Annotated in this window: 26 protein-coding genes; 6 read left to right on the forward strand and 20 right to left on the reverse strand. The window is 62.0% G+C overall.

All coding sequences use genetic code 11. The features are described from left to right. Window positions 1-43 precede the first annotated feature (43 nt). The 8 genes from ACZRMO_RS27240 to ACZRMO_RS27275 are packed head-to-tail and all read right to left on the reverse strand — an operon-like array spanning window position 44 to window position 6191. Complete coding sequence (locus tag ACZRMO_RS27240) at window positions 44-1003, reverse strand: metal ABC transporter solute-binding protein, Zn/Mn family (protein WP_463974900.1); 960 nt, start codon at window positions 1001-1003, stop codon at window positions 44-46. Continuing rightward, window positions 1003-1902 carry a metal ABC transporter permease gene (locus ACZRMO_RS27245; protein WP_017734821.1) on the reverse strand — a complete coding sequence of 300 codons (900 nt, stop codon included), beginning with the start codon at window positions 1900-1902 and terminating at the stop codon, window positions 1003-1005. Before ACZRMO_RS27245 ends, ACZRMO_RS27240 begins: the two co-directional genes overlap by 1 nt. After that, entirely contained in the window at window positions 1899-2645 is a 747-nt protein-coding gene (locus ACZRMO_RS27250; RefSeq protein ID WP_463974901.1) for a metal ABC transporter ATP-binding protein, read from the reverse strand. Before ACZRMO_RS27250 ends, ACZRMO_RS27245 begins: the two co-directional genes overlap by 4 nt. After that, a complete protein-coding gene (locus ACZRMO_RS27255) occupies window positions 2642-3562 on the reverse strand; it encodes a metal ABC transporter substrate-binding protein (protein WP_124525250.1) in 921 nt (306 codons plus the stop codon). Before ACZRMO_RS27255 ends, ACZRMO_RS27250 begins: the two co-directional genes overlap by 4 nt. A 19-nt stretch (window positions 3563-3581) precedes the next feature. Further along, on the reverse strand, window positions 3582-4142 hold the full coding sequence (locus ACZRMO_RS27260) for a DUF6162 family protein (RefSeq protein WP_463974902.1): 561 nt from the start codon (window positions 4140-4142) through the stop codon (window positions 3582-3584). Continuing rightward, window positions 4139-4459, reverse strand: coding sequence for a hypothetical protein (locus ACZRMO_RS27265; RefSeq protein ID WP_017734825.1), 321 nt, complete (start codon window positions 4457-4459; stop codon window positions 4139-4141). Before ACZRMO_RS27265 ends, ACZRMO_RS27260 begins: the two co-directional genes overlap by 4 nt. After that, the gene (locus tag ACZRMO_RS27270) at window positions 4456-4992 is read right to left on the reverse strand and encodes a thiamine pyrophosphate-binding protein (protein ID WP_463974903.1); all 537 of its coding nucleotides are present in this window, start codon (window positions 4990-4992) and stop codon (window positions 4456-4458) included. The genes ACZRMO_RS27265 and ACZRMO_RS27270 overlap by 4 nt, the downstream gene beginning before the upstream one ends. Further along, window positions 4989-6191, reverse strand: coding sequence for a PepSY-associated TM helix domain-containing protein (locus tag ACZRMO_RS27275; RefSeq protein WP_124525246.1), 1203 nt, complete (start codon window positions 6189-6191; stop codon window positions 4989-4991). Before ACZRMO_RS27275 ends, ACZRMO_RS27270 begins: the two co-directional genes overlap by 4 nt. Before the next feature lie 253 nt (window positions 6192-6444). Here ACZRMO_RS27275 and leuC point away from each other — a divergent pair, with 253 nt between their 5' ends. Together leuC and leuD are read left to right on the forward strand one after the other, a co-directional pair. Continuing rightward, window positions 6445-7863: a 3-isopropylmalate dehydratase large subunit gene (gene leuC, locus ACZRMO_RS27280; protein ID WP_463974904.1), complete on the forward strand. Its 1419-nt coding sequence runs from the start codon at window positions 6445-6447 to the stop codon at window positions 7861-7863. Then, window positions 7860-8474, forward strand: coding sequence for a 3-isopropylmalate dehydratase small subunit (leuD, locus tag ACZRMO_RS27285; protein WP_463974905.1), 615 nt, complete (start codon window positions 7860-7862; stop codon window positions 8472-8474). Before leuC ends, leuD begins: the two co-directional genes overlap by 4 nt. A gap of 135 nt (window positions 8475-8609) precedes the next feature. On the opposite strand, the gene ACZRMO_RS27290 is transcribed toward leuD, so the two are convergent. The 4 genes from ACZRMO_RS27290 to soxR all read right to left on the reverse strand — a co-directional run bounded on the left by ACZRMO_RS27290 (window position 8610) and on the right by soxR (window position 11679). Then, on the reverse strand, window positions 8610-9524 hold the full coding sequence (locus ACZRMO_RS27290; protein WP_463974906.1) for a LysR substrate-binding domain-containing protein: 915 nt from the start codon (window positions 9522-9524) through the stop codon (window positions 8610-8612). A 39-nt stretch (window positions 9525-9563) separates the two neighbouring features. Then, window positions 9564-10439, reverse strand: a complete 876-nt coding sequence (locus tag ACZRMO_RS27295) for an alpha/beta fold hydrolase (RefSeq protein ID WP_463974907.1) — start codon at window positions 10437-10439, stop codon at window positions 9564-9566. 186 nt (window positions 10440-10625) lie between these two features. Further along, window positions 10626-11087, reverse strand: a complete 462-nt coding sequence (locus tag ACZRMO_RS27300; RefSeq protein WP_463974908.1) for a VOC family protein — start codon at window positions 11085-11087, stop codon at window positions 10626-10628. Window positions 11088-11229: 142 nt separating this feature from the next. Beyond that, window positions 11230-11679: a redox-sensitive transcriptional activator SoxR gene (gene soxR / locus ACZRMO_RS27305; RefSeq protein WP_463974909.1), complete on the reverse strand. Its 450-nt coding sequence runs from the start codon at window positions 11677-11679 to the stop codon at window positions 11230-11232. A gap of 100 nt (window positions 11680-11779) precedes the next feature. Between soxR and ACZRMO_RS27310 the strand changes: the two genes are divergently transcribed. Then, window positions 11780-12145, forward strand: coding sequence for an antibiotic biosynthesis monooxygenase (locus ACZRMO_RS27310; protein WP_124525239.1), 366 nt, complete (start codon window positions 11780-11782; stop codon window positions 12143-12145). Here ACZRMO_RS27310 and ACZRMO_RS27315 read toward each other — a convergent pair. The 4 genes from ACZRMO_RS27315 to msuE form a co-directional block, all read right to left on the reverse strand. After that, the gene (locus tag ACZRMO_RS27315) at window positions 12134-13237 is read right to left on the reverse strand and encodes a sigma-54 interaction domain-containing protein (protein ID WP_463974910.1); all 1104 of its coding nucleotides are present in this window, start codon (window positions 13235-13237) and stop codon (window positions 12134-12136) included. The two genes, ACZRMO_RS27310 and ACZRMO_RS27315, sit on opposite strands and share 12 nt — an antisense overlap. Before the next feature lie 12 nt (window positions 13238-13249). Continuing rightward, the gene (locus ACZRMO_RS27320; protein WP_463974911.1) at window positions 13250-14437 is read right to left on the reverse strand and encodes an acyl-CoA dehydrogenase family protein; all 1188 of its coding nucleotides are present in this window, start codon (window positions 14435-14437) and stop codon (window positions 13250-13252) included. A gap of 148 nt (window positions 14438-14585) precedes the next feature. Then, complete coding sequence (gene ssuD / locus ACZRMO_RS27325) at window positions 14586-15728, reverse strand: FMNH2-dependent alkanesulfonate monooxygenase (protein ID WP_124525236.1); 1143 nt, start codon at window positions 15726-15728, stop codon at window positions 14586-14588. Between the two features lie 9 nt (window positions 15729-15737). Then, window positions 15738-16301, reverse strand: coding sequence for an FMN reductase (gene msuE, locus ACZRMO_RS27330; RefSeq protein WP_463974912.1), 564 nt, complete (start codon window positions 16299-16301; stop codon window positions 15738-15740). A 399-nt stretch (window positions 16302-16700) separates the two neighbouring features. Here msuE and ACZRMO_RS27335 point away from each other — a divergent pair, with 399 nt between their 5' ends. The 3 genes from ACZRMO_RS27335 to ACZRMO_RS27345 all read left to right on the forward strand — a co-directional run bounded on the left by ACZRMO_RS27335 (window position 16701) and on the right by ACZRMO_RS27345 (window position 20222). Then, window positions 16701-16970 (forward strand): hypothetical protein, encoded by a 270-nt coding sequence (locus ACZRMO_RS27335; RefSeq protein WP_463974913.1) that lies wholly within the window; start codon window positions 16701-16703, stop codon window positions 16968-16970. Window positions 16971-17203: 233 nt separating this feature from the next. Next, the gene (locus ACZRMO_RS27340; RefSeq protein WP_463974914.1) at window positions 17204-18364 is read left to right on the forward strand and encodes a cysteine desulfurase family protein; all 1161 of its coding nucleotides are present in this window, start codon (window positions 17204-17206) and stop codon (window positions 18362-18364) included. Window positions 18365-18413: 49 nt separating this feature from the next. After that, entirely contained in the window at window positions 18414-20222 is a 1809-nt protein-coding gene (locus ACZRMO_RS27345) for an aminopeptidase P family protein (protein WP_463974915.1), read from the forward strand. Here ACZRMO_RS27345 and ACZRMO_RS27350 read toward each other — a convergent pair. From ACZRMO_RS27350 to rhtA, 4 genes are all read right to left on the reverse strand, one after another. Next, the gene (locus tag ACZRMO_RS27350; RefSeq protein WP_463974916.1) at window positions 20215-20808 is read right to left on the reverse strand and encodes a 2-hydroxychromene-2-carboxylate isomerase; all 594 of its coding nucleotides are present in this window, start codon (window positions 20806-20808) and stop codon (window positions 20215-20217) included. The two genes, ACZRMO_RS27345 and ACZRMO_RS27350, sit on opposite strands and share 8 nt — an antisense overlap. Before the next feature lie 32 nt (window positions 20809-20840). Next, entirely contained in the window at window positions 20841-21572 is a 732-nt protein-coding gene (locus ACZRMO_RS27355) for an SDR family oxidoreductase (RefSeq protein ID WP_448184834.1), read from the reverse strand. 111 nt (window positions 21573-21683) lie between these two features. Next, on the reverse strand, window positions 21684-21965 hold the full coding sequence (locus ACZRMO_RS27360; protein WP_463974917.1) for a hypothetical protein: 282 nt from the start codon (window positions 21963-21965) through the stop codon (window positions 21684-21686). A gap of 164 nt (window positions 21966-22129) precedes the next feature. Continuing rightward, entirely contained in the window at window positions 22130-23017 is an 888-nt protein-coding gene (rhtA, locus tag ACZRMO_RS27365) for a threonine/homoserine exporter RhtA (protein ID WP_017734844.1), read from the reverse strand. Window positions 23018-23253: the final 236 nt, after the last annotated feature.

Raw genomic sequence — 23253 nt, forward strand, 5'->3', positions numbered from 1 at the left:
CTACGCACTCCAGCGGGAGCAAGCTCCCTCGCCACAGTTGGATTTAGGGTGTGAGTGCCTTGAGCACCTGATCCACATTGGTTTCCAGCTCCGCCACCGGGTCCGCGCCATCCACATTCAACACCAACAACTGTGAGCCACCGGCTGTCACCGCCGCTTTCACCGCTTCGCTCGGCTGGCGATGGTGCAGCACCACGGCCACGTCGTTGTCTTTCAGCTCGGCACTGAGTTTCTGCAACGCTTGGGGCGTCCACTCGGCGTCCGGCCGTGCATCGGTGCTGACGACTTCCAGGTTCAAGCTGCTGACCAGGTACGCAAAGTGATCGCTCAGGCTGACCACACTGAGGTTGTCGGCCTTGGCCAGCCGCGCTTCGCTGTTGGCGCTGAGCTTGAGCAGACGTTGCTTGAGGGCGGCGAGGTTGGCGTCGATCTGCGGTTTGGCGCTTGGCGCCAGGCGGCTGAGGTCAGCGGCCAGCACATCGGCCATGCGCCCCAGGTTGTTGCTCGATTGCCACGGTTGGCTGTTCAACCCATCGGCCACGCCGGGCTGCACGGCGATGCCCGGCAGGCCGCCGTCCACCGGGCGGGCGGCGTCCACTTCGACGATGCGGATGTTGCTGCGCCGCGCCACCGGGTACAGCGGGTCATCCGCCCACAGCGAGCGCAGGCCGATTGCCGCGTCGGCGCCTTCGGCCAGTTTGCTCAGCGCCGGCGCGCCACGGCCGGTGAAGTAGGACACCTGCCGCGAACCCGGCAGGTTCGCCGGTGCGGCGCGTTCGAGTTGCACGTCGGTGCCTTTGAGCAACACTTCGGCCAAGCCGTAGGTGATCGGCAACGAGGCCAGCACTTTGACCGATTTGATCGACTTGGCCTTGCTCAGCGCGGCGTGGCCGAGGCCATGATTGGTTTTGAAATCATTGGCCGCGAAACCATCCACGGCCAACGCCGAGGTGCTGATCAAGCAAGCGATGGCCAAGGCCAGTGGGCGAAAGACAGGGCGCATTATCCAAGATTCCCTTTGAGGCTGGGCACGATGCCGCGCGCGATGGCGGCGAGGGCGAAGGCGATACCGGCCATCAGGATGATCGCGGCACCGGACGGGATCGGCAGGTCGAAGATGATCGGCAGCAGGATGCCGCACAGGGTGCTGACGGTGGCGATCAGTACCGAAATCCAGAAGAACCCCTTGAGCGACTGGCTCAACAGGCGCGCCGCCGCGGCCGGAATCACCAGCAGTGCGCCGACGAGGATTGCGCCGATCACCTTGACCGCCGCCACGGTGATCAGGGTCACCAGGATCACGAACAGATAATCCAGGGTCTTCACCGCCACGCCACGCACGGCCGCCAGTTGCGGGTTGAAGCTGGCGAGCATGATGCGGTTGTACAGCGGCAACGCCAGGGCCATCACCAGTGAACCGACAATCGCCAGCACCAGCAGGTCATTGCCGTTCACTGTCAGCACCGAGCCAAACAGTACGTTTTCGAGGATGTGCACGTTGATCTTGCCCGCGAGGATCAGCAGCAGGCTCGCGCCCAATGCCAGGGACACCGAGAGGAACACGCCGATCAAGGTGTCCGGCGCCAGGCCGGTGCGGTTGCGCAGGTAGTTGAGCAGGATGCCGAACAGCAAGCAGTAGCCAAACAGCGCGCCGTACGGCCCGGTGTAGGGTTCGCCGAGCAAAATGCCCACCGCCACGCCGGTCAGCGCGGCATGGCCGACGGCTTCGGAGAAAAACGCAAAGCGCTTGACCACCACCAGCGTGCCCAGGCCGCCCAATACCGGGCCGATCAGCAAACCGGCGAGCAGGGCATTGACGACAAAACCATAGGCCAGCGCTTCCGGCAGGTACCCGGAAGAGGCCCAGCCCTGGACCATCAAGCGAAAGGCTTCATAACTCATTGCGCCGAGCTCCGAGGGTGGGTGGAGAACAGGGTCAGCAGGCGATCCGGGGTCAGCGCCTCTTTGGGCGTGGCGTCGAACAGCACGCGGCGGTTGAGGCCGGTGACACGGTCGGCCAGGCGGCCCACGGCTTCCAGGTCGTGCTCGATCCACAGCACGGTGATCCCGGCCAGGCGCCAGTCATTGAGCAGGCGTTCGAATACCTGGATGCCGGCTTCGTCGAGGGCCGACATCGGTTCGTCCAGCACCAGCAACTGCGGGGCCGGGATCAGGCCCTGGGCCAGCAGCACGCGCTGGCGTTCGCCACCGGACAGCGCGCCCATGCGGCGCTTGCGCTTGTCCTGCATGCCGACGCGTTCCAGCGCATCGCCAATCGCGCCGGCGTAATGCCTGGACAGGCCAAGAAACGCCGGGCGGCGCTGGCACATGGCAGCCATGAAGTCATCCACGGTCATCGGCAAGCCGCGGTCGAATTCCAAGGCCTGGGGCACATAACCTACCGTGCCCACGCGGTTCGGCCAGTGCAGGCGCAGTTGCCCCTGGTGCGGCGTTTGCCCCAGCAGCGTCTTGATCAGCGAGCTTTTGCCGCCGCCGTTGGGACCGACCAGCGCGTGGATGCTGCCCGGTTGCACCTGGAAACTCACGCCATCGAGGATCACCGTGCGGCCCAGGGTCAGCGAGACCTTGTCGAACTCGATCGTCGGGCCGACGCTGGCCACGTTCAGTTGTTCAGCCGCTGTCATGCCCCCGACTCCTGGATCGCCCGCACCACGGTGTTGAGGTTGCCGGTCATTTCCACTTCGTACTTCTCGGGCGTGTATTCGCCGTAGGAAATATGCGACAGCGGGTACAGCTTGACCCCGGACTCACGCTGGATGGTCTCGACGTAGGTGGACGGGAAATCCATCTCCGAGAAGATCACCTTCACGTCCAGGGCGCGCAGCTCATCGATGGTCTTTTTCAACTGGCTCGGGCTTGGCTCGATGCCGTGGGCCGGCTCGACCACGGCGGTGACTTCCAGGCCGAACTCGCGCAGCAGGTAGTCGTAGGCCGCATGTACGGTGGCCACGCGCAGGTCCGGGTTGGGCGCGCTGGTCAGCTTGGCCAGGGCATCGGCGCGCATCTGGCGCAGGCGTTTGCCGTAGGCGCGGGCGTTCTGGGTGTAGGTCTTGGCGTTGTCCGGGTCGAGCTTGCCCAGTTCGCGGGCGATGTTGTTGACCTGGGCAATCGACGCGCTGATGGACAGGAAGGTGTGCGGGTTGACCACCTTGCCCGCGCCGCGCGCCGCGTTGCCGGTGGCGGCGAGCAGCGGCACGTTGGCGTTGGCTTCGATCACCGGGATGTCCGGGCGCTCGCTGGTGGCGATCATGCGGTCGGCGAAATCGTCATGGCCGACGCCATTGAGCACGATCACGTCGAGGCTGCCGATACGTTTGATGTCATCGGCGCGGGGCTCGTAGGCGTGGGGGTTGAAACCGGCGGGAATCAACGGCACCACCTCGGCCTTGTCGCCGACGATATTGCTCACATAGCTGTAGTAGGGATGCAGGGTGATGCCGATACGCAAGCGTTTAGCCGCCTCGGCATTGGCCAACGGGGCGAGCATCAGACTGCACAGGCCGACCAGCAACAGACGCAACAGGGGAGATGAAATAGACATGGGCAATCGGTCTTCTCGTTCAGTGACGATGTTGGCGCGTCACGCCGGCATCGAATTGCGTGACCACTTGTTGCCAGCCGGCTGCGATCAGCGCCTGGTCAGTGAGGTCGGCGGGGGCGCTCAGGTTGGCGCTGCGGTTGAGCCACACGTCCGGCTCGGCACCGTGCACGCGCATCAGCAGCGAGCCGGCGGTGCTCGGAACCTGGCTCAGGCCCAGGTAGGACGAAGGCTCCAGCACCTGCCAGCGATGGTCGCCACGGCTGACCGAGCTGGCGTCGTGGGCGAAGGGCGCGAAGCCTTCTTCGGCCAGCTGTGCCGGTGTTGGCAGGCTGCTTTGCTCCTGCTGCAACAACTGGATTTCATCCAGGGTCACCCGCAGGTCAGCGTAGATCCCTTGCTCGGCGGCGCTCAGGTCGCGGCGCGCATCCAGCTGGTGGCTGGGCACGGCGGCGACTTCCTGGGTTTCGCCGTGCAGCGCGATGACCGAGCCGGCCACGGCCAGGATGATCAGGCACAGCAGCAGGACGTAGAGGGTTTCGTGGCCGGCGCCGGCGGGGTGTACAACCTGTGTGGTACTCATTGCGGCTGGATATCCGCTTGGTCGATTTCCACCACGTGGCCGGGGCCCGCATCAAACAGCACATAGAACTCGGCGGACGGCTTCTTGAAGGTCAGGGTCGAGTCCTGGCCGAGCTTGCCGGGTACCAGGATGGTTTCGTCGTAGCCGATTACGTCCAGGGTCACGCCGGGGGCGCCGCTGCCGTCGGAAAAACCGCCGGTGCACTGGATCTGCTCGCCGGGGATTTCCTTGCATTCGCACATCGGGTTGTGGGCCAGGGCCAGGGTGCTGAAACCGGCACCGATCAATAGGGCCGCGCAGGTGCGCATCAAAGTCATGGTTTAACTCCTTGCTTGTTCAGCCAGGCAATAGTGGCAGGCGAGGCCTGGCTCAGCGGGATGGAACCCTGGTGCATGCTGCCGTCCCAGCCTTCCATGGTGACCCACACTTCGGCGTCGGCCGGGGTGCGTTCCGGTATCGGCAGGGCGGCGCCCATGCGGTACGGCGTACCAAAGAAGATCACCCCGGCGGCGCGCAGGCTGCGGGGTTTGCCGATGCGCAGGTAGGTGGCCTTGACCTGCTCGGCGCAGGTGTCGCACAGGGCGGCGTTGAAGAATTTCATCGGGCCGGCCGGGTCGGGGCGCGGGCCTTCATTGCGAAACTCGGCGAGGGTCAGGCTCCAGGGGCCGACCTGCACTTCACCGGCGACCCGTTCGCCGATGCCGGTGTCGCCACGGAACAACGCGGCGTCGGCAAAGTACTTGGGCATGAAACCCAGGGGCACCAGCAACAGCAGGACATTGATGTGAAAACGCCATTTCAGCCAAAAGGCCCGCAGTGGCGAAGTCGGTGCAGCAACGACCTTGCTCATGGGTGGGCCTCCGAGGTTTCAGCCTGCATGGCCGGGGTGGCCGCCGGAGCGCGTTGCGTCTTGGCTTCGCGCTTGAGGGCATTGAGGGTGGCCAGGGCGGTGCGTTTGGTCCAGATCAGCAGGCCGCTCAGCACCATCATGCTCATGATCAGGCCGAAGAAGGCCCAGATCAGCTTGATCCACAGGCCGCCAAAGTCGCCGGTGTGCAGCGGGCGCATGGACTCGGTGACGAACTCCAGTTTGGAGCGGTCGGAGAGCAAGTGCGCTGCAGCGACTTCGCCGTCATAGGGGTTGATCTGTGCGGTCTGGTACATCAGCGGGTACCAGCCGCGGCCACCAATCTGCAGGTGGCTGTAGGCATTGAGCGGCAGGCTGACGAAACTCGCCTCCAGGCCCGGGATGCGCTGGGTGGCGATCTTGATCGCCTCGTCCACTGGAATCATCGGCGCCGGCACGCCGGGTTCGGACATCGGCACCTTTTCCCGGGCGATCACCGGGATCACCGGCTCCGTGGAGATGGAAATCTGGTTGTCCCCCAGGATCGCGCGGATCAGGAACCAGATGCCGGTGACGGCAATCACCAGGATGAACCAGATCGACCAGATACCGCTGAGGCGGTGGAAGTCGCCCCAGAAGATCCGCGCGCCGTGGCGCACGCGCAGGGTGGGGCGCAGGAAGCCTTTCCAGAATTTCTTGTACACCACCAGCCCGGTCACCAGTGATGCCAGCAGCGGAATGCCGAGCGCCGACACCAGGTACCAGCCCCAGCTATAGCCATTGGTGAACGGCACCAGCCACCAACCATGCAGGGCGCGGGTAAAGGCCTGGAAGTTGAACGACGGGCTGATGCCCTGGATGGCCCCGGTGTACGGGTTGACGTACACCTCGACCGAGCGCCCGTCGGGGTAGCTGAGGTCGACGCTGAGGGCGAAATGGGATTCGTCAGGGCGGCTGATCGACTGCACGAACACCGCCGGCTCATCACGCTTGATGGCGGCGATCACCTGGTCATAGCTCAGCGGTTCGGCATCATCCGACGGCTTGCTTGCGCGGATGTCCGGGTTGGCCAGCCAGACGATCTCCTGGCTGACCACCGCCAAGGTGCCGGTGACGCAGACGATCAGTACAAAAAACCAGATGGGCAATGCCAGCCAGCTATGTACGAGAAACCAGAGTTTTGAACGTGACTTCTTCGACATGGGGATGGGGGTCTTGAGCGGAGGGGGCGATGGAGGCCCGGAAAAGGCCGGTCGTAGCTTTTGCTGACGCGACGGGCTGTATCTAAGTTAAGACGGATGAGAATCGGAAATCCCTAACCCGGAAATGAAAGTAAATGTTTCTGCGGCGCCCGATCGAACACGAAACATGTTCCCAGCCTTCACCCAGGTGCCGTTGATAGGGGCGCCGGGCTCCGTAGGATGGGCGCATACCGTTGCGTGAGCCCGAAGAAAAATGACTGCCAGAACCCTCTACGACAAACATATCGACGCCCACACGGTGTGCGCCCTGGATGACCAGGGCCATGTGCTGCTTTATATAGACCGCCAGGTGATCAACGAATACACCAGCCCCCAGGCGTTCAGTGGCCTGCGTGAAGCCGGGCGCAAGGTGTGGCGCCCCGGCACGGCGCTGGCGGTGGTTGACCATGTAAACCCCACCACGCCTACACGCATTGCGGCGATGCCCGACGCGGGCGGTGCGCGGCAGGTGTCATACCTGGCGGAGAATTGCCGGGACTTTGGCATCGAACTGCTGGACATCCTCGACAAGCGCCAAGGCATCGAACATGTGATCGCCCCGGAACAGGGCTTTCTTCTGCCGGGCATGGTGATCGCCGCCGGTGACAGCCACACCACCACCTATGGCGCCCTCGGGGCCTTCGGTTTTGGCATCGGCACCTCCGAAATCGAGCACCTGCTGGCCTCGCAGACGCTGGTCTACAAGCGGTTGAAGGCGATGCGTGTGACGGTGGATGGCGCGCTGGCGGCGGGCCTGACGTCCAAGGATGTGATCATGGCGCTGATCGGCCAGATCGGCGCGTCCGGTGCCACGGGTTACGCCATCGAGTTCCGTGGCTCGACCATTGATGCGCTGAGCGTCGAAGCGCGCATGACCATCTGCAATATGGCGGTGGAGGCCGGTGCGCGGGGCGCGTTCATGGCGCCGGATGAAAAGGTCTTCGCCTACCTCAAGGGCAAGCCGCGTGCGCCTCAGGGCGAATTGTGGGAGCAGGCGCTGGTGGGCTGGCGCCAACTGCATTCGGACGCCGACGCGGTGTTCGACCGCGAAGTGCACCTTGACGCCACCACTCTGCAACCCATGGTCACCTGGGGCACCAGCCCCGACCAGGCCGCGCCCATCGGCGCCCGCGTGCCGGACCCGCAGGCGGTCAGCGACCTGATCCTGCGCCAGGACATGCGCCGCGCCCTCAACTATATGGGGCTGGAGGCTGGCATGCCGCTGAGTGACATCGTTATCAGCCATGCGTTTATCGGCTCCTGCACCAACGCGCGCATCGAAGACCTGCGCGACGCCGCTCGTGTAGTGCGCGGCAAACACGTGGCCGCGCATGTGCGGGCGATGATCGTGCCCGGCTCCACCGAAGTGCGCGACCAGGCCGAGGCCGAAGGGCTGGCGGCGATCTTTATCGACGCCGGCTTTGAATGGCGCCAGTCGGGCTGCTCGATGTGCCTGGCGATGAACGACGACGTGCTGGCCCCCGGCGACCGCTGCGCCTCCAGCACCAACCGCAACTTCGAAGGCCGCCAGGGCGCGGGCGCCCGTACCCACTTGATGAGCCCGGCGATGGTCGCCGCTGCCGCCATCACTGGCCGCCTCACCGACATCCGCCACTTTGGAGACCGTTCATGAGCCTGCAACCTTTTACCCGCGTTACCGGCAAGGCCGCGCCGATGCTGGCGGCGAATATCGACACCGACGTGATCATGCCCAAGCAGTTTCTCAAGGGCATCGACCGTAGCGGGTTGGATCACGGGTTGTTCTTCGATTTACGCTTTTTGGCCAGCGGCGAGCTGAACCCGGGGTTCGTGCTGAACCAACCGGGCTGGCAAGGGGCGAGCTTTATGGTGGTGGGGCCGAACTTCGGTTGTGGTTCCAGCCGCGAGCATGCGGTGTGGGGTTTGCAGCAGATGGGGATTCGGGCGCTGATCGGCAGCAGTTTTGCCGGGATTTTTTATGACAACTGCCAACGTAATGGGGTGTTGTTGATTACCTTGGAGGAGGCGGTGTTGCAGGGGCTGGGGCAGACGGTCAGCCGGACGGATCGGGCGCAGATCAGTGTGGATCTTGAAGCCCAGGAGATTCGCTTGGTCGATGGCCAGGTGATCCCGTTTCAGATTGATGCTTTGCGCAAGACCGCTTTATTGTTGGGGCTGGATGCGATTGGCAGCACTTTGCAGCGCAGTGAACAGATCAAGGCCTTCGAGCACCAGCATTTGAAAGCCAACCCTTGGCTCAACTGACCCACCTCAGTTCAAACTGTGGGAGCTGGCTTGCCTGCGATAGCGGTGGGTCAGCTTGCAAATCTGTCACTGACACACCGCTATCGCAGGCAAGCCAGCTCCCACATGAGTACTCATTCCAAGTCGGGAGCCTGGTCATTTAGAGAGCTGTTTGAAGTGCTCCTGCAAAAACTCCACACAGGCCCGCAACTTCCCGGAGTGCGCCAACCGTGTCGGGTACACCGCCCACACGTTGGCGCTCTGGGAATAGTCGTGCAGCACCTGCACCAGCCTGCCTTGCTCCAGCAACGGCTGCACATCCCACAACGAGCGCAGCAATACGCCGCGCCCATCCAGGGCCCACTGCAACACGATCTCGCCATTGTTCGACGACAACGGCCCACGCACGCGTACGCTGGCCGGTGCGCCGTCGCATTCCAGGTTCCAGATGCCAAACGCGTTGTCGCGTTCCTTGATCACCAGGCAGTCATGCTGCTCCAATTCACTCAACTGCTGAGGCGTGCCTCGATGCTCTAAATAAGCGGGCGCGGCACACAGCACCCGTCGATTGCTCACCAGGCGCCGACCGATATGTTGGCCGGGAATGTCATCGCCGACGCGGATCTCCAGGTCGAAACCTTCGTTGACGATATCCACCACGCGGTCGAACAGGTCCAGGCGGATTTCCAGGTTCGGGTACTGTTGCGCCAACAAGGACACGGCGGGGGCTACATGGTTGCGGCCAAAGCCGAAACTGCTGCACAGGTGCAGGCGCCCGCGCGGGCTGTCGTGGGCGTCGGACAGCTCATCGGACAGTTGCTGGAAGTCTTCGAGGATGCGTACCGCCCAGCGCTGTACCCGTTCGCCGTCTTCGGTCACGGCGATGCGCCGGCTGGTGCGGTGCAACAAGCGGGTGGCCAGGGTGGTTTCGAGGATCTGGATGCGCTTGCTCACATACGCCGGCGACAACCCCAGCTCATCGGCGGCGGCCGCGAAGCCGGCCTTGCGGATCACAGTGAGGAACACCCGCAGGTCTTCGGGGAGGGGCACGGTATCTTTCTTATTGATCATCACAAGCAGACGTGGCGGCATGAGCCGCCAGAATAGCACTCAGCGCAGAAAGGCCAGGACTTCGCCCAGTAACAACTCGGGGGCTTCCTCGGCGATGTAGTGACCGGCGGGCAGGGCTTTGCCACGCACGTTGGTGGCGACTTGCTGCCACTCCTTGAGCGGCTCGAAACAGCGCCCGACGGTGCCTTCGGCGCCCCATAGGACCAGCAGTGGCAGGTCAAGGTGATTGCCTGCGTCGATATCCGCCTGGTCGTGTTCAAGGTCAATGCCCGCCGATGCGCGATAGTCTTCGCAGATGCCGTTGGCGGCGCCCGGCAGTTTGATGCAGCGCAAGTACTCGGCGAAGGCCTCCTCGGTGAATGGCTTGAGCCCGGCGCTGCGACTGCCCATCACACTGCGCAAATACAGTTCGGGGTTGCTCTCGATCAAGGCTTCCGGCAACGGCGCTGGGCGGATCAGGAAGAACCAGTGCCAGTAGGCGCGGGCGAAGGCTTCGTTGGTTTGCGCGTACATCGCCAGCGTGGGTGCGATATCCAGCAGCACCAGGCGTTGCACGGTGCCTGGGTGGTCAAGGGCCAGGCGATGGGCGACGCGGGCGCCACGGTCGTGGGCCAGTACCGAGAACGTGTTGAAGCCGAGGGCACGCATCAGTTCGACGCTGTCCCGGGCCATTTCCCGTTTCGAGTATTTGGCGTGTTGATCATCCGCCGGCGGCTTGCTGCTGTCGCCATACCCGCGCAGGTCGGCGGCGACCACGGTGAAGTGTCGGGCCAACTGCTCGGCAACTTTGTGCCAGATCACGTGGGTTTGCGGGTGCCCGTGCAGCAGGAGCAGGCCGGGGCCCGTGCCGCCTTTGCGGTAGCTGATATCGACGCCATTGACGTGGCAGCGGTCTTTCTGGAAGCCGGCGAACATGGAATGACCCCTTGTGAGAATGGTCTGCATCGTGGAATCAGTGGGTGTAGGAGACAAGGGGCAAAGCGTGGAGGGGGTGTTCATGAAGTGTGTAGGAGCTGGCTTGTCAGGTAGACCGAGTCGCCTGCATCGCAGGCAAGCCAGCTCCCACACAAGCCCGCTCCCACATGGTTTTTGTGTCAGTCCTCAGCCTTGCTGGAACATTTCCATGGCACGCTGGCGAATCTGCGCTTCGGTCAGGTCCTCTTTGTGGGTGGCCAGGAACCACACATGGCCGAACGGGTCTTTCAGCGTGCCGGAGCGGTCACCGTAGAACTGATCCTTGGGTTCCGAGATCACAGTGCCACCTGCGGCGATGGCTTGTTTGTACTGCTTGTCGACGTCTGTCACGTAGAGGTGGATGCCGACACTGGTATGGCCGTCGCGCGGGCTGCCGAAGGCACTTTCATCGCAGGGTGAGCCGAGCATGATCGGCGAATCACCGATGCGCAGTTCGGCGTGGCCGACGCTGCCGTCGGGCATGTCCAGGCGCATGACTTGCGTGGCGTCGAAGGCCTTCTTGTAGAACTCGATAGCTTCGGCGGCTTTTTCAACGCCGAGATATGGCGTAATGCTATGAAAGCCCTCGGGGATTGATTTGACGCTCATTTCGTTCTCCTTAGGTGGTGGTTTTGGAGGGACGGCTTTTTCACTATAGCTACGCAGATCAAATATGGGAGCTGGCTTGTCAGGCAGACCGAGTCGCCTGCATCGCAGGCAAGCCAGCTCCCACATTGATTGGATTTACACGTCAGGAATGTGGGGTGGGCTCTAGAAGCTGTGCCCCTGGCCCACGCTCTCCCAGCTGATCATCCTGATTGCGCAATGGGCACGCCTCCAACGACAGACAGCCACAGCCGATACAGCCATTGAGCTTGTCACGCAGCAGCAACAACTTGTTGATGCGCTCATCCAGGTCCTCGCGCCACAGCGCCGACAGGCGTTCCCAATCCTTGGCCGTCGGCGTGCGCCCGTCCGGCAGGGTTTGCAGCGCCTCGCCAATCGTCGCCAGGGGAATTCCCAAGCGCTGGGCGATCTTGATCACCACCACGCGCCGCAACACATCTCGCGGGTAACGCCGTTGATTGCCCGCGTTGCGATTGCTTTTGATCAGCCCCTTGTTCTCGTAGAAATGCAGCGCCGTCACCGCTACACCGCTGCGCGCCGCCAGTTGGCCGACGGTGAGTTCCTTGTTGATCATGCAAAAACCCCTAACAGTGCTTGACCTTGACTTAACTAGAGGTTTTACCCTGCGTGGCATCGAATCGCAAGATTCTGCCTACAGAGAAAGGGGAGTGTTCATGCAGGTATCAGAGAAGAATCGCAGCTTCACTCAATTGATCGAATTTCAGATCGAGCCCCGCCAGCAATTCGCCCTGGTGGCCGCGTTGAGCACCCAAAGCGAGCGCCTGGCGCAAGGCCATGGCGGTTTTATCAATGCCAGTGTGCAGGTCAGCGACGATGGGCGGCGGGTGCTCAATTATCTGCAATGGCGCTCCCGTGAGGACGGCGAGGCGGCGTTCAAATGCTTTGAGCATGGCGAGGAAGATTTCTGGACGCTGATCCGCGCCCACCAGGCCACGGCCGTGACCTTCGGTTCGTTCCAGGTGCTGCGCAGTTTCGAGCGCAGCCATGACAACGCCTTGCACTGCCGCCTAGATGGATAAATGCAACATGCGTTCGCCTTGCAGGTTTTCGCCGGGGCGACGCTTGTTTACCGCCAACTCGCCAATCTTGATCAGCCGCGTCCGGGTGACGTTGCGGCTCAGGCCCAGCAGGTTGGCGGTGTGTACCTGGTTGTAATGGCTGAAGCGGTAGGCGGCACGCAGCAGCGCGTCTTCGACTTTTTCATGCAGGGCGCCGGCCTGTTCTTCGAAGAGCTTCTGGAAGGCGCGCTCCAGCAACGCTGCGGCGCTGTTGTCGGTGCCGTGCTGGCTGTCGTCCTGGCGCTCGATACGCATGTTGGACAGGCGCAGGTCGTCCCGCTCGATCACGCCGTTACGGCAGATCAGCAGGGTGTGGTGAATCACGTTTTCCAGCTCGCGGATATTTCCCGGCCAGCTGTAGCTTTTCAGCTTGTGTTCGGCCTCGCGGCTGATGGTGATCGGGCCGTAGCCGAGGCGCTGGCTGTAGGCCTCGATGAAATGCCGGGTCAGCGGCAGGATATCGCCGGGGCGCTCGCGCAGCGGGCTGAGCTCCAGGCTGACCACGTCGAGACGGTAATACAGGTCTTCGCGGAAATGCCCGGCATTGATCGCCTTCTCTAACTGCACGTTGGTTGCGGCGAGTACGCGCACGTCAATCGGAATGCTCTTGCGTGAACCCAGACGCACAACCTCGCGCTCCTGTAGGACGCGCAGCAGTTTGACCTGGATTGCCATCGGCAAGTCGCCGATCTCATCGAGGAACAAGGTGCCGCCGTCCGCCTCTTCGAACCAGCCGGCCTTGGCGCTGAGGGCGCCGGTGAAGGCGCCTTTTTCGTGGCCGAACAGTTCAGCTTCCACCAGGGATTCGGAGAACGCCCCGCAGTTCACCGCCACAAATGGCCGGTTGCGCCGCGCGCTGAGGTTGTGGATGTGCCGCGCCACCAACTCTTTACCGGTGCCGGTCTCGCCGATGATCAACACGCTGGCTTCGCTGGGCGCGACTTGCTGGATGTGGTCGAGCAGCGCCTGGGACTTCGGGTCTTCGAAGACTTGGGCTGTGGCGCGGATCGAGGTCGCAAGGGCGGGCGAGGGCGGTAGGGTTAATAGCTGCATGGGCACCTCTTCTCAGGAGTAGAACGTCGGAGTGGGCAGGGACTGGTTCAGCGCCCAGTCCCCCAGTTCGTGGAGTTTGTAGTCCAACGGATCGTGCAGGGTCTGGGTGCGCAGGTTGCGCCAGTGGCGGTCCAGGCGCAGCGACGCATGGGTGGAGCGTGCGCCGGTGACTTCGAACAGGCGGCTGCACAACTCCAGGCCGTGGCGGGTCGCGGCGACTTTGGCGGTGGCGATGGCAATCGCCAGTTGGCCGCGCTCGTGTTCGCTGAGGTTGGGGCCCTTGGCCCACGCCTGGTCGAGTAACTCGGCGGCGCGCTCCACCAACAGGCGCACGCCTTCCAGCGCTACCCAGAACTCACCGTAGTGATGCAGCACGTACGGGTCGTTGCGTACATCGATGGCGGAGGATTTATGCCAGGCGCGGGTTTCGGTGAGGGTGTAGTTGCGCGCTTCTTCAAAGGCGCCTTCGGCAATGCCGAGGAACATATGGGTGAACGTCAACTGGGCGATCAACGGGCGCAGGCAGGCAAACGGCGTGCTCAGTGGGCCCGGATCGAGCAGCAGCTCCGATTCTTCGACGCGCACCCGCTCGAAGCTGGCGCTGCCACTGTCGGTCTGGCGCTGGCCGATGTTATTCCAGTCGTTGTGCAAGGTAATGCCGCTGCGCCCACTCGGGATGGCGGCGATCAGCAGCTTGCCGCCGGCGGTTTCATCCACCGCCGAGGCGATGAGCATCTCCGAGTCGCTGGCGCCGGAGCAGAAGCTCTTTTTGCCGGAGAATTCGCGCCAGCCGCCGAAGTCCTTGACCACCGTGCGCGTGTCCAACGGGTTGAGAGCGTTGCCCCAGAACCAGTTCTTGCGCGCGGTCTGTTCGAACCAGGGTTGCCATTGGTCCGGGCGCGAAAACAGGCGCACGGTGGCCAGCATCAGGTGGTGAAAGCCGAAGACGTGGGCGATGGAACTGTCGACCTTGGCGAATTCACGCACGATGCCGAGGGTGTCGCTCCAGCGTGCGCCGAGGCCGCCGTATTGGGTGGGAATGCTCAGCGCCAGCAGGCCGCTGTGACGCAAGGCATCACGTTCGGCTTTGGGCGTGCCGCCGCGCTCGTCGCGTTCGACGGCGCTGAGGGCGAATTCGGCGGCCAGCAGTTTGGCGGTCTGCAAGGGGGAGGGCAGGACGCTGTGGGGTTTGGCTGTCACGCGGTGTTCCTCATTTTTTATCTGGCAATGAAGGGCAAATGTGGGAGCGGGCTTGCTCGCGAATGCGGTGGATCAGTGAATATATCTTTGACTGACACACCGCCTTCGCGAGCAAGCCCGCTCCCACATAAAGCCGATCTCATTGCACTCAGGCCTTTGTCGTGGGCAACACATCGTTGGCAATCATTTCGCCAAACGGCCCGGTGAGGTTGGTGATACCGCGCCCGGCCAGGCTGGCATACGGCTCTGGCAACAGTGGGAACACCAACTCGGCAAAGCGATAGGCCTCTTCCAGGTGCGGGTAGCCGGAAAAAATGAAGCTCTCGATCCCCAGGTCCGCGTATTCCTTGATGCGCGCGGCCACTTGCTGCGGGTTGCCCACCAGCGCGGTGCCGGCGCCACCGCGCACCAGGCCGACACCGGCCCACAGGTTGGGGGCGATCTCCAGGTTGTCGCGGCGCCCGTCATGCAGCGCGGCCATGCGGCGCTGACCTTCGGAGTCAAAACGCGAGAAGGACTTTTGCGCGGCGGCGATGGTTTCATCGCTGATGTGTTCGATCAGTTTGTCGGCGGCTTTCCAGGCGTCCTCTTCGGTTTCGCGCACGATCACATGCAGGCGAATGCCGAACTTCACCGTGCGTCCGTGACGGGCGGCGCGCTCACGCACATCGGCGAGTTTTTCTGCGACGGCGGCGGGCGGCTCGCCCCAGGTCAGGTACACATCCACCTGTTCGGCGGCGAGGTCGTGGGCGGCGTCTGAGGAACCGCCGAAGTACAGCGGCGGATACGGCTTCTGCACCGGTGGGTAAAGGGCCTTGGCGTTCTGCACCCGTAGGTGTTTGCCTTCGAAATCTACCGATTCGCCCTGCAACACGCGGCGCCAGATCTTGAGGAACTCGTCGGAGACTTCGTAGCGTTCGCTGTGGTCGAGGAAACTGCCGTCGCCACGGTTTTCGTCGGGATCGCCGCCGGTGACCACGTTGATCAGCAGGCGACCGTTGGACAGGCGGTCCAGGGTCGCGGCCATGCGTGCCGAGACGGTCGGCGAAATGATGCCCGGACGGATCGCCACCAGGTAACGCAGGCGTTCGGTGAGCGGCACCAGCGCCGAGGCGATGACCCAGGAGTCTTCGCACGAGCGTCCGGTAGGAATCAACACGCCGTAGTAACCGAGGCTGTCAGCGGCTTGCGCGACTTGCTTCAGGTAGTTGAGGGTGACCGGCCGCGCACCTTGTGTGGTGCCCAGGTAATGACCGTCGCCGTGGGTCGGCAGAAACCAGAAAACATCCATGACAAATCCTTAAGCGATTTTCAGCAGAGAGGGGGAGTGCGCTGTAAACAACGTTGCAGCGCGTTCTGCCGCAAGGCGGATACGGCCCTTCAAGGGCTCACTGGTTATGTGGTAATCGGTGAAATCGGCTTCGGTGGCATACACGCCGATCGGCAAGGTCAGTGCCTGGAAGAAGCTGAACAGTGGGCGCAGTTGGTGATCGAGGACCAAAGCGTGGCGTTCGCTACCGCCGGTCGCAGCCAACAGCACCGGGGTGTTGATCAACGCGTTGAGGCCGACCAGGTCGAACAGATGCTTGAGCAGCCCAGGATAGGAGCCGCGATAGACCGGCGCGGCGACGATCAGCAGGTCGGCCTGTTCGATGGCCAACAGTTGTGCTTCGACGTTGGCGGGTAATTCATCACGGGAGAGGGCACCGCCTAATGGCCGGGCAATATCGCCGAGCTCGATCAGGGTGGTCTGGATCGGCAGCAAGGTGGCCAGTTCAGCTAGCACGGCTTGGGTCAAGACGAGGGTGCGGGACGGGCGCCAGGTTCCGCCGGAGAGGGCAACGACATTCAGGGGACGGGTCATGAACAGTTCCTTTTTCAACAGGGGTTCGTAGCAAGTCGGTGCAACGTGTTGAGCAAGAGCTGTACCAATGGCGGCGGGCCTTGATTGGCGTGGGCTGTGGGCTCGCAGCTGAAAACCGTGGGTGTTGCCTGCCTGATGAATTGTTGAATGGCTGTTGCCTGGGCAACAGTTGCGTGGCGAACAGTTCCGGTTTGGTGTGTGGCCATTTATAGAGGGTTAGGTTTATTCCGTAAATGAACGTATTTCCATATTTATAGATCATATGGAAATATGAGGGGGCGACTATTGAAGGTGCCTCAATGGCTGATAGCGACTATCACGGGAGGTGATTTTTCACTGTGAAGGTGCGGGAGTAGCCTGTGTTCATTGACTCGAAACCCACTTCGCAGAGCCGCCGCCATGAACCGATTCCTTGTTGTTTGCTTGTTACTTATCACTGCCGTCCTCGCTGGATGTGCGACCCATCCGTCCCCCGAGTTGCGCCCGTACTCGGCAGAGGAAAGCAAACAGTTGGCGCTGGAAGCGTTGAGCCGTCGTGGTTTGTCGTTCGATGAATACCAACAGCAGCGCGCCGCGCTGACTGGCCAGCCACAGAAGTCGTTCGGCTTTGATCGCAGGGGCGAGATGAACGCCGAACGCAGCCTGACCCTGCATGGTCGGCCTAGTTGAGTGCGGTGGTGGCAGTGAAGAGCCCGGGGATTTCTTTAAGAAACCTCGGGCTTTTTGTTTTCCATGGCGCGACTTCAGCCTGTTAAGCTGAATTTCAGGAGCGTTCCTACGCACATTTACCTAAAGTGGTCCTTTTTTAATGGCATTCGATCGGTTAAACCTGACGACCTCTGTCCCGGTCGATGCCCCTGAGACGCTGCTCTCGGGAACCTGCTCTGCGAGTCTTTAACGTCATGAATAAACGTCCGTTGTATTTCGACTACGCCGCCACCACGCCGGTGGATGAGCGGGTCATCCAAGTCATGGTTGAATGTCTGGGTTTCAACGCCAATTTCGGCAACCCTGCGTCCAGTTCCCACGCGTTCGGCCAAGCGGCCCGGCAAACGGTTGAACAGGCGCGCCGCCAGGTGGCCGAGTTGGTGGGCGCCCAGGCTGAGCAGATCGTCTGGACTTCCGGTGCCACCGAATCCAACAACCTCGCCATCAAGGGCGTGGCCCAGGCGCGTGGCGTGGCGGGTGGGCATATCATCACCAGCCAGATCGAGCACAAGGCCACGCTGGACACCGCGCGGCAACTGCAGGAAGCCGGCGTAGCCGTGACTTACCTGGTGCCGGACGCCGATGGGCTGATCACTGCCGACGCGGTGAGCGAAGCGTTGCGTGAAGACACCTTCCTGGTGTCGTTGATGCTGGTGAACAACGAGTTGGGCACCCTCAACGACATTCCGGGCATTGGTGCGCGGGTGCGTGAGCATGGCGCGTTGTTGCATGTGGATGCAGCGCAAGGGGCCGGCAAGGTGGCAATCGACCTGGCGCAATGGCCGGTGGATTTGATGTCGTTTTCCGCCCACAAACTGTACGGCCCCAAGGGTATCGGCGCGTTGTACGTCGGGCCGCGGGCGCAGCAGAAGGTGTTGGCGCAGATCCACGGCGGCGGTCACGAAGGCGGTTTGCGCTCCGGTACCCTGGCGACCCATCAGATTGCCGGCATGGGCACGGCGTTCGCCTTGGCGGCGGCGTCTTTCGTTGAAGAGAAGGCCGTCATCGTCGCCTTGCGCCAGCGTCTGCTGGATCAATTGGAAGGCGTTGCGGGTGTGCGCCTCAATGGCAGCGCGACGCAGCGGATTCCCCATACCCTGAGCCTCACGTTCGCCGAGGGCGAATTCAATGCAGCGGCGTTGAGCGCGGGGCTCGCGTTTTCGGCGACCTCGGCGTGCAATTCGGCAAGCAATGCACCGTCCCACGTGCTGCTGGCGTTGGGGCATGACGCGCGCAGTGCCGGCCGTACCATTCGCTTGAGCCTGGGCCGGTTTACCACCGAGCAGGATATCGACCAGGCCGCGCAGTTGATCAAGGCGGCACTGGCCAGCGCACCGGCGTTCTGGGCGGTCTGATCCATTTTTCGCAACACATAATAATTATTCGTGGTTAGCAGGAGACACAATGAGTACGCAGCCCTTGACCCATGGAACGGTTCCCCAGCGCCTGGCGCAGACCCGCGAACTGATGCGCCGCGAGGGCATTCATGCCCTGCTGGTACCGTCAGCCGACCCGCACTTGTCCGAGTATTTGCCGGGCTACTGGCAGGGGCGGCAATGGTTGTCGGGGTTTCATGGTTCGGTGGGCACGCTGATCGTCACTGCGGATTTCGCCGGTGTGTGGGCAGATAGCCGCTATTGGGAACAGGCAACCAAGGAACTCAAGGGCAGCGGGATCGAGTTGGTGAAGCTGCAGCCGGGCCAACCTGGGCCGCTGGAATGGCTGGCCGAGCAAACACCGGAAGGTGGTGTGGTGGCAGTGGATGGCGCGGTAATGGCCGTGGCTTCAGCGCGTACGCTCGGTGGCAAACTCGCGGAACGCGGTGCACGCCTGCGTACCGATATCGACCTGCTGAATGAGGCCTGGCAAGACCGCCCGACGTTGCCCAACCAGCCGATCTATCAACACCTGCCGCCGCAGGCCACTGTCAGCCGTGGCGAGAAGCTCGCGGCACTGCGCGCCAGCTTGAAAGAGAAGGGCGCCGACTGGCACTTTATCGCCACCCTGGATGACATTGCGTGGCTGTTCAACCTGCGTGGCGCCGATGTGTCGTTTAACCCGGTGTTTGTGTCCTTTGCGTTGATCAATCAAGAGCAGGCCACGTTGTTTGTGGCACTGAGCAAAGTCGATGCAGCGTTGCGCGCGGTGCTGGAGCAGGACGGCGTCACCCTGCGTGATTACAGCGAAGTGGCCGATGCATTGCGCGCGGTGCCAGCGGGCGCCAGTGTGCAGATCGATCCGGCGCGCGTCACGGCGGGCTTGCTGGAGAACCTTGATACCGGCGTCAAGCTCGTGGAAGGGCTGAACCCGACCACGCTGGCCAAATCGCGCAAAAGCCTGGCGGACGCGGAACATATCCGTCAGGCCATGGAGCAGGACGGCGCGGCGTTGTGTGAGTTTTTCACCTGGCTGGACAGTGCGTTGGGCCGCGAACGCATCACCGAGCTGACCATCGATGAGCACCTGACCGCCGCGCGTACCCGCCGTCCGGGTTATGTGTCGCTGAGTTTCAATACCATCGCTGCGTACAACGCCAACGGGGCGATGCCGCACTACCACGCCACCGAAGAAGAGCATGCGCTGATCGAAGGTGATGGGTTGTTGCTGATCGACTCGGGTGGCCAGTACCTGGGCGGTACCACGGACATCACGCGGATGGCGCCGGTCGGTACGCCGAGTGACGAGCAGAAACGCGATTGCACGCGGGTGCTCAAGGGCGTGATCGCCCTGTCCCGTGCGCATTTCCCCAAGGGCATCCTGTCGCCGTTGCTGGACGCCATCGCCCGCGCGCCGATCTGGGCCGAGGGTGTGGACTACGGCCATGGTACTGGCCACGGTGTAGGTTATTTCCTCAACGTCCATGAAGGCCCACAGGTAATCGCCTACCAGGCCGTGGCCGCGCCGCAAACGGCGATGCAGCCGGGTATGATCACGTCGATCGAGCCGGGTACTTACCGCCCGGGACGTTGGGGGGTGCGTATCGAGAACCTGGTCTTGAACCGTGAAGCGGGCAAGACCGAGTTTGGTGAGTTCCTCAAGTTTGAAACCCTGACCTTGTGCCCGATCGACACCCGCTGCCTGGTACCGTCGCTGCTGACGGCGGACGAGCGTGAGTGGTTCAACGCTTACCACGCCGAAGTGCGCGAGCGCCTGAGCCCGTTGCTCAGTGGCGCTGCGCTTGAGTGGTTGCAGGTGCGTACGGCAGCTATTTGAGCAAGGCTTCGCGCACAAACTCCAGACGGTCCTGACCGAAGAACAGCTGATTGCCTACAAACAGGCTGGGTGCGCCGAACACGCCGCGTTGAACGGCTTGTTCGGTCTTGTCCTTGAGGGCGGTCTTCACGCTTTCGTCATTGGCGAGAGCCAGGACTTCATCTGGATCAAAGCCGTGCTCGGTCAGTACGTTGGCTACGACAGTGGGATCGCCTAGATGCAGGCCTTCTACCCAGAGGGCGCAGAACAGGCAATCGATAAAATCGTTGAAGCGTTCAGGTTGGTGCATTTGGATACCGGTGACCGCACGCATCAGCACCAGGGTGTTGATCGGGAAGTGCGGGTTGAACCTGAGGGTTACCTGGTAGCGCTGGGCGTATCGAGCCAGGTCGTCGAACATGTAGCGGCCCTTTGCAGGGACGGTGATGGGGGAAGCATTGCCGGTGGCTTTGAAGACTCCGCCCAACAACATGGGTTGGTACACCAGTTGTGCTGCGGTTTCGGCGCACAGTGCCGGCAATTGGGTATACGCCAGATAGCTGGCGGGGCTGCCGAGGTCGAAGAAGAACTCCAGGGTTTTACGCATGGCTGATGCTCTCTGCTTATTGTTATGGGGGCTTACCAGGGTTCATTCCAGGGGCGCAGATCCAGTTCGAACGTCCAGGCGTCACGTGGCTGGCTGTGCAGGTACCAGTAGTTGTCGGCAATGTGCTCGGGGTTGAGAATGCCGTCCTGGTCCTTGAGGGCGTATTTCTGCGGGAAATTGTCGCGAATGAAGTCAGTGTCGATGGCGCCATCGACCACCACGTGGGCGACGTGGATATTCCTCGGGCCCAGTTCCCTCGCCATGCTCTGTGCAAGCGCGCGAATACCGTGCTTGGCCCCGGCGAATGCGGCAAAGCCGGCGCCGCCCCGTAATCCTGCGGTAGCTCCGGTGAACAGTATGGTGCCTCGGTTGCGGGTAACCATGCGCTTGGCGACTTCGCGCGCATTGAGGAACCCGGAGAAACAGGCCATCTCCCAGATCTTGAAATACTTGCGTGCGGTTTCTTCGAGGATGCTGCAGGGGACGTTTGCACCGATGTTGAAAACGAACGCTTCAATGGGGCCCAGCTCGGTTTCAATCTGTTCGACCAATGCGATCACGTCATCTTCTTTGCGGGCATCGCAGGCAAAGCCATGGGCTTCGCCGCCTGCGGATCGGATGCTGTCTACCAGAGGCTGCAATTTGTCCGCGCTGCGGCGGGTGACACAGGCGACATAGCCTTCGCGGGCGAAGCGCTTGGCAATGGCGCCGCCGGTGGCGTCACCGGCGCCCACTACCAATACGATTTTCTTGTTGTGCGTCATGGGAACTCCGTTGGCTCGATAGTCGAGCAGGAGTCTAGACGCAGCGCCGCGAAGGACTGGGTTTGTCGCAGGAATTAAATCTGAGCAGTCGGAGGGTGACTGCTCGGGCGATTACTTGCAGATGACGATCATGCTACGGCTGGTGTAGCCGGCAGGGTTGAGGCCGAAGGGATAGTCCCCTGGTTCCTCGGAGTTGTCACCGGACTTGGCGATAACCCGGTAGCCTTTGGCGCCGCAGGAGTTGGTAGCGCTGGTGTAGCATTGGCCCCAAGAGGACGACAGGCCGGAACAGTTGATGTGCAGCCCTTTTTTGCCCCGTTTTACTTCTGTTTTAGTGGTCGCGGCACAGCCAGCAATGGCCACGACCATCAACAGTATCAAAATTCGCTTCATTCCTATCCTTAATAGCCGCTTCGCGATGCTTGAAGCTGGCTCTACTCGCTCTCGAGTGTAGCGTTCGCGCTGTCCTTGTCGAAAATCTCCATGAATGACATTCGTTTACGGCTTAAACATGGCCTAAATGAGCGGCAAATACCAGAGCTACCTGCAAAGATGCCTCAATCTGCCGCAACCAGTGGCTTTGATTCGTTACGCATTGTTAGCGTGGCACCGACGGAGGCCAGAATGATGCAGGTGATGGCCAGCCATTGTGCCAGGGACAGGTGTTCTTGCAGGAATAACAGGCCAGAGAGTGCGCCGAATGCGGGTTCAATACTCATGAGGGTGCCGAAGGTGCGGGCGGGGAGGCGCGTCAGTGCAACCATCTCCAGGGTGTAGGGCAAGGCTGTGGACAGAATGGCGACACCGATGGCGACGGGGATCAGGGCGGGGGTCAGCAATGCTGCGCCGGCATGGACGATACCGATTGGTGCGATAAACAAGGCGGCGATCATCACGCCCAATGCGGCGGTCTGGACGCCGTTGTCGTTGCCGGCTTTTTGCCCGAACAGGATATAGAGTGCCCAGCAGACGCCTGCGCCCAGAGCATAGGCGGCGCCGATCAAGTCGATCCCGTGGCTGGCCTCTCCCATGGGGATCAACAGCAGCAGGCCGATGATTGCCAGGCCAATCCACAGGAAGTCGACGGCTCGTCGCGATGCGTAGATGGCGACGGCGAGCGGTCCGGTGAACTCTAGCGCCACGGCGATCCCCAGCGGGACTGTGCGCAGCGACATATAGAAGAGAAAGTTCATACCGCCCAACGCGATGCCGTAGATGACCACGGTACGCAGCGACTTTGCCGTCAGCTTGGCGCGCCATGGCCGCAATAGAAGCAGCATGATCACGCTGGCGAAAACCAAACGCAGGGTTGTGGTGCCCTGTGCTCCGACTATAGGAAACATGCTTTTGGCCAGTGAGGCGCCGGATTGAATGGACGCCATGGCGATCAACAGCAGGCCGACAGGAAACAATGCCGAGGCCAGGCTGCGGGGGGAGGTGGTCATTGGGGTGTTCGTCCGAGGTCATATTTAGAGAAGCACTGGGCGCTATGATGCTTAACTGTTTGTGGTTGAGCAATATATTGCTCAATTATCTTGGTTTGGCCCCTCTATATAGAGGGAGCTTGGCTTTTTTGGTTTGTTTGATAGAAAAACCAAATTAACGGTTGACGGCAGATTTCAGATGTCTATAATTCGCCCCACTTCCGGCGCAGTCGAAACGGAAAACTCCTTGGTAAACA

The sequence above is a fragment of the Pseudomonas sp. B611 genome, assembly GCF_055407965.1.

Bases quoted from the DNA above. Each gene is read 5' to 3' on its own strand.
- leuC (WP_463974904.1), top strand. From the start codon at position 6,445: ATGACTGCCAGAACCCTCTACGACAAACATATCGACGCCCACACGGTG.
- ACZRMO_RS27260 (WP_463974902.1), bottom strand. From the start codon at position 4,142: ATGAGTACCACACAGGTTGTACACCCCGCCGGCGCCGGCCACGAAACC.
- leuD (WP_463974905.1), top strand. From the start codon at position 7,860: ATGAGCCTGCAACCTTTTACCCGCGTTACCGGCAAGGCCGCGCCGATG.
- ACZRMO_RS27315 (WP_463974910.1), bottom strand. From the start codon at position 13,237: ATGCAGCTATTAACCCTACCGCCCTCGCCCGCCCTTGCGACCTCGATC.
- ACZRMO_RS27350 (WP_463974916.1), bottom strand. From the start codon at position 20,808: ATGCGTAAAACCCTGGAGTTCTTCTTCGACCTCGGCAGCCCCGCCAGC.
- ACZRMO_RS27300 (WP_463974908.1), bottom strand. From the start codon at position 11,087: ATGAGCGTCAAATCAATCCCCGAGGGCTTTCATAGCATTACGCCATAT.
- ACZRMO_RS27240 (WP_463974900.1), bottom strand. From the start codon at position 1,003: ATGCGCCCTGTCTTTCGCCCACTGGCCTTGGCCATCGCTTGCTTGATC.
- ACZRMO_RS27250 (WP_463974901.1), bottom strand. From the start codon at position 2,645: ATGACAGCGGCTGAACAACTGAACGTGGCCAGCGTCGGCCCGACGATC.
- ACZRMO_RS27360 (WP_463974917.1), bottom strand. From the start codon at position 21,965: ATGAAGCGAATTTTGATACTGTTGATGGTCGTGGCCATTGCTGGCTGT.
- ACZRMO_RS27345 (WP_463974915.1), top strand. From the start codon at position 18,414: ATGAGTACGCAGCCCTTGACCCATGGAACGGTTCCCCAGCGCCTGGCG.
- ACZRMO_RS27275 (WP_124525246.1), bottom strand. From the start codon at position 6,191: ATGTCGAAGAAGTCACGTTCAAAACTCTGGTTTCTCGTACATAGCTGG.
- ACZRMO_RS27355 (WP_448184834.1), bottom strand. From the start codon at position 21,572: ATGACGCACAACAAGAAAATCGTATTGGTAGTGGGCGCCGGTGACGCC.
- ACZRMO_RS27295 (WP_463974907.1), bottom strand. From the start codon at position 10,439: ATGTTCGCCGGCTTCCAGAAAGACCGCTGCCACGTCAATGGCGTCGAT.
- rhtA (WP_017734844.1), bottom strand. From the start codon at position 23,017: ATGACCACCTCCCCCCGCAGCCTGGCCTCGGCATTGTTTCCTGTCGGC.
- ACZRMO_RS27290 (WP_463974906.1), bottom strand. From the start codon at position 9,524: ATGATCAATAAGAAAGATACCGTGCCCCTCCCCGAAGACCTGCGGGTG.
- ACZRMO_RS27270 (WP_463974903.1), bottom strand. From the start codon at position 4,992: ATGAGCAAGGTCGTTGCTGCACCGACTTCGCCACTGCGGGCCTTTTGG.
- soxR (WP_463974909.1), bottom strand. From the start codon at position 11,679: ATGATCAACAAGGAACTCACCGTCGGCCAACTGGCGGCGCGCAGCGGT.
- ACZRMO_RS27335 (WP_463974913.1), top strand. From the start codon at position 16,701: ATGAACCGATTCCTTGTTGTTTGCTTGTTACTTATCACTGCCGTCCTC.
- ACZRMO_RS27310 (WP_124525239.1), top strand. From the start codon at position 11,780: ATGCAGGTATCAGAGAAGAATCGCAGCTTCACTCAATTGATCGAATTT.
- ssuD (WP_124525236.1), bottom strand. From the start codon at position 15,728: ATGGATGTTTTCTGGTTTCTGCCGACCCACGGCGACGGTCATTACCTG.
- msuE (WP_463974912.1), bottom strand. From the start codon at position 16,301: ATGACCCGTCCCCTGAATGTCGTTGCCCTCTCCGGCGGAACCTGGCGC.
- ACZRMO_RS27265 (WP_017734825.1), bottom strand. From the start codon at position 4,459: ATGACTTTGATGCGCACCTGCGCGGCCCTATTGATCGGTGCCGGTTTC.
- ACZRMO_RS27340 (WP_463974914.1), top strand. From the start codon at position 17,204: ATGAATAAACGTCCGTTGTATTTCGACTACGCCGCCACCACGCCGGTG.
- ACZRMO_RS27255 (WP_124525250.1), bottom strand. From the start codon at position 3,562: ATGTCTATTTCATCTCCCCTGTTGCGTCTGTTGCTGGTCGGCCTGTGC.
- ACZRMO_RS27245 (WP_017734821.1), bottom strand. From the start codon at position 1,902: ATGAGTTATGAAGCCTTTCGCTTGATGGTCCAGGGCTGGGCCTCTTCC.